Below are 4,442 nucleotides of genomic sequence, written 5' to 3' on the forward strand. Positions count from 1 at the left end.
AATAGTCATTTTCCGATATTCTTTAGCTTGAGCTTTAGAATCGTCTTTCTGAAAGCCTTGCGTAGCTTGGTTGGAACATGATTTCGTGATAGTCCCAAGGGCGCGATTTTTTTTTGCAGACGTGACTTCAGAATGCGCTAAAACGTTTCTGTTTAGAAAGTTTGATTTTTGAATGTTTAGTGTGTTTTGCACCCTACAAACCCCTTTAGTGGCTTGCGGATGTCATTTTGATTGCTATAATAGCTTTGCATGTTGACGTTCCGACGTTCTGATCAGCATGTACATTAAAGCCCCTTCAGTCGCCAAACTAATTCGGGGTTTTTTTGTATCTACTGAAAAGTAAATAAATATTCTGTTTTGAAGTTACAACTGTTTCAAAGTGATTGCAACTATGGCGAATCACGAAATTAGCACAGACCTGTAAAAAAAATACAAATCGCGAGCTTTTTCAGCAAAAAATTAGTTCGCGCACTTCGTGACGCTCTGCCCCTACCTTATTTCAGCGAAAGGGAGCTTGTAATCAGAGGGAAAGGCTCACGAAATTTATATATCGCTCAATCACTCGTAGACACTCGTTTTGATTTTACCTAAAAGCCATCTCAAGTGATTTCTGATTAATATTCATAGCAGGATTGTGTAAGAAAAATATTTCAACTTCTTGGGTCTGTAGTTCTTCATCATCTTTACTTATCCAACTGCAAACTACTCTTTCACTATCAATAACTTTATTAACAACAGCTTTTAAAGAATGCATTCCTATTTTTAACTTAACAACTTGCCCAACAGTTACATCAAACTTAGTTTCTTCAATAGTATTTTCACTGACAACTTTTAAAAGACACTTATCAAATATATGGACTTGCAACTTCTCACTGCTTTTACTAATCCATTTACAAACAACAGTTTCATCATTATTAACCTTTGAAACAGCCATAATTATATTGGGATTTGAAGCTAATCGAACATGATTTCCAACATACATACCTACATCTCACATCTTAAAGTTTATCTTAGCTCATATTATAACCCGCATAACCTAACATTCAAAATTTATCATTTTCTTATAAAAAAAAGTGATCAATATGGGTATTCGACATAAAGTTCTTGTATTTATTCTTATATATCAAATACATAATTCTACATAGAAAAATCATTGCCACGGCTTTGTTTTGGTTTTGGCTTTTCAGGTTCAGACTCATTATTCAAGCTAATCCCACGCATGTAATTTGGGTCAATTTTACGCATTGCCTCTAAATGTTCTTTCCGCTGCTCCTCCCGTTCATAGAGCGGCTTCAAACGTGTTTGCAAATAATCACTATAAAGCAAATCCGTTTTTTCACGCACAAAGTCGCCAAAATCTGCCAATTTTTTAATTTTTTCTACTTCTGAATACTTTGTTTTTTCTAATTCCTTTTCAATAACTTGACTAATGTTTTCAAAAGCATAAAAAACGACTTTCTCAACATTTCGGTCATTCCAATCAACAGTCATTTCCAGGTTTGAAATTGTTTGAAGTAGACCATTACTTGTACTCCACTCAATTGCCTTTTTAAGTTGAGGTAATCGACTTAAATCACCTTGCTCTAACTCAGCCAAATAACTTTTAAAACCTTTAACTTCCAAAGTTGGTTTAGGAAATTTTCTAAACTGCAAAAGTTCAGCAATTGCAGCTTTTTCAGATTGATTTTCAGAATTGGCAGACACAACTTTTAAATCATGCGCAAAAACCCCTTCTTTTCGCTCTATAGCGAGTTGAGACACCCAAGCACTATGCTGATCAACCTTTTTCTGTAAAGCTGCTCTATGCTCCATTTCCAGCCGTTCACGCTCTCTATGCTGTCTTTCAAGCTGTGCGCTTCTTTCTGCTTCTTTCGTCAACTTGTGCTCATGTACTACATCAAAGGCTTTCTCTTTTAGGTGCCGATATGCTTGAAAATCAACTTTTTTAAGCTCTGAAAAATTTCCAAATTCTCTTAAGCTCATTAATTTATCGTTAGTAATTTCCTTTTTCTCTTTCTCTAAAAGTTCTATTTTTTTCTCAAAGCCTTCTCTAATCAGCTTTTTATCAGATTTGAGTCTCTGATTTTCATTGCTTAATCTTTCAAGTTTAAACCCATTTTCTACTAACTTTTTTTCATAGCTATTAACCGTTTCTTTTAACTTCTCATGATGTTCCTCTTTTAGCCTAAGCATCTGATTTTCATAATTAAAGTGGATATCTTTATAACTCGCCTCCAATTTTTTATTAAAGCTTGAAGTCGTTTCAAGAAGTCCCATTTTTGGTATCAAATCATAATTAATAGGCTGAATTTCATATTTTCTTTCTTCTAATTTTGGAGTCGGTTTTTCAATTTCTGCATAAAATTCTTTGATTGTTTTATGTCTAGCCTTCGAATTTTCTAGACCTCTTTCAAGCCCAAGATGTTTAACTTCATTCGCAAATTCAGTCTGTGTTTGACTTAATTTACTTCTACCACCCAGCCATTTTTTTGCATTTAAACCGCCCTTCTCATCAATAGGGACTACATAGACGATTAAATGCGGAGTCGTTTCATCTCTATGAATTGAGCAAGCAATAACATTTTCTTTACCATATTTTTTATTTAAGAATTCTAAAGACTTTTTAAAAAATTCTTCTTCTTTTTTAGTCCCCCATCCATTCCAATCTGGGCTAGCAGTGATTAAATGCTCAATACATAAAACTGCATTAGATCTTCTTTTTTCAGGGATAGCATTTTTAAGAGCATCAAAACATTGATTGTAAGTTTCAAAAATATGTTTATTTAAATGCAGCTTGTTTTCATCAGCATTCGGAGTTGGTCGTGTTCGATAAGTATGAGAAAGAGAACCACCTATTTCACCAAATGAGCCAAGTTTTGCAGTTCGATATATAGCGAAAGACATACAAAAAATCCAATGCCAAAAAAATCACGATATCAGAATTCACGGATAACTTTTAGAATGAAAGTGTACTCACTACACTTTCCAAAACCCCAATGGGTTTTTAAAAGTTCATGAGCAAGGGGAATTCTCCCCCTTGACCCCCAACCCGCTATTCTATTTCTGCACGTATGCGATTTTCTGATGCCTCCAAATCATCAGCAATCCGCAAAACTTCCTCTCGCGCTAACTCATCAGAAATGTATTTAGCAGCTACACGCAGTTCTTTAACTTTGTATAAAAGATCTGATAATTCGACTTCTAAATTTACGTTCATTTTCTTCCCCAGTTATTTTTATGACCACTGTTTCGACTCGTAAACCTAAGTCCACTAATAAAATCTTTTGTCATCTTCAAATCTGAATCTGGCCCATTTTGCTGATAATCCAACTCGATCAGATCCAAAAGCTCCGCCCTTTTTCGGTGATAACAGACAGACCACCAATCTTTTTCGTGGATACTCAAAACCAGTGGATTATCATCAAGAAATTGAGCATATTCCTCAGCCTCATTTTTGGCTTTTTCTTCTTCTTCTTCTTTTGTCAAAGCCTTAATCAGCAAGTCTTTCAAGCCTTTCGACCAGAATAATTGAGCACGCCCTTTAAATGCCTGAGCATATTTTTTAAAGACTCGACCATATTTGTCATTTGTACTTGCTTCAAATGTTGAAAGTTCCAAAACTTCCCACATTGTTAGCGATTCTTTATTTTTCTTACCTATTTTTTGATGAGCTTGCGTCATTTCAGAAGCAAGCCCCCACTTGCTAACATAATCAGCAAGCATATCTTCATTTGAACCAATTTTTATATGCAACCCATGTTCTTTAGATGGCTTGCCAAGACCATGTTTTACGCACTTTTCAGCCCAAAATTCATAGAGTTCATCTTGAATTAAATCAATGTCTTCTTGCTTAAAATTCTGTTCTGAAAAACACAAAATATGATAGTGAGGATGGAATCCATTACGATCATTAAACTTAACTTCTGTTGCTGTGATATGCCCCACTAATGGGAATTGTTCAGAAAGATAATTACGGCTATTTCGATTCGTCCAAAACGCATGTTTAGCCGAACTCATTTTTTTAAGCAGATCTCGAAGGTCATCCCCTGCATAATGCGGAACTGTCAAAGTCAGCATTAAAACCTGCAAACCCTTGGTGCGACAGGTTTTCATAGCTTCCGCCAATTCAGTTTTTCGTTCTTGGCTAATCTTATATGAGCAGTCAGGGCAGACCCAAACCGAGCCACAATATTGAAGATTGTCATAACCTGCCAAACCTGTTTTTTGGTTGTAAGTCATTCCAACAGGTAGTTCTTTATCAATTCGATGCTTTCCGCATCCACAAACCCGATTTTGTTTTAATTCTTTTTTGTTATACAGCAGTTCCCCAGCTCGCTCTTTTAGAGCAATAGTCATTTTCCGATATTCTTTAGCTTGAGCTTTAGAATCGTCTTTCTGAAAGCCTTGCGTAGCTTGGTTGGAACATGATTTCGTGATAGTCC

The 4,442-nt window shown here is 35.5% G+C and carries 4 protein-coding genes and 1 pseudogene; all 5 read right to left on the reverse strand.

What is annotated here, in order from left to right; translation table 11 throughout:
• Positions 1 to 192, reverse strand: a pseudogene (locus BLV99_RS18355) (protein rep); the annotation flags it as partial.
• A gap of 391 nt (positions 193 to 583) precedes the next feature.
• Entirely contained in the window at positions 584 to 982 is a 399-nt protein-coding gene (locus BLV99_RS17810; protein ID WP_092693036.1) for a hypothetical protein, read from the reverse strand.
• Between the two features lie 155 nt (positions 983 to 1,137).
• Complete coding sequence (gene mobV, locus BLV99_RS17815) at positions 1,138 to 2,904, reverse strand: MobV family relaxase (RefSeq protein ID WP_092693038.1); 1,767 nt, start codon at positions 2,902 to 2,904, stop codon at positions 1,138 to 1,140.
• A gap of 148 nt (positions 2,905 to 3,052) precedes the next feature.
• On the reverse strand, positions 3,053 to 3,217 hold the full coding sequence (locus BLV99_RS18295; protein ID WP_167356349.1) for a hypothetical protein: 165 nt from the start codon (positions 3,215 to 3,217) through the stop codon (positions 3,053 to 3,055).
• Positions 3,214 to 4,442, reverse strand: a 1,229-nt coding sequence (locus BLV99_RS17820; RefSeq protein ID WP_092693041.1) for a protein rep, incomplete at its 5' end; no start/stop codon positions are given. The genes BLV99_RS17820 and BLV99_RS18295, both read right to left, overlap by 4 nt.

Source organism: Acinetobacter kyonggiensis (assembly GCF_900107285.1).
Lineage (GTDB): Bacteria > Pseudomonadota > Gammaproteobacteria > Pseudomonadales > Moraxellaceae > Acinetobacter > Acinetobacter kyonggiensis.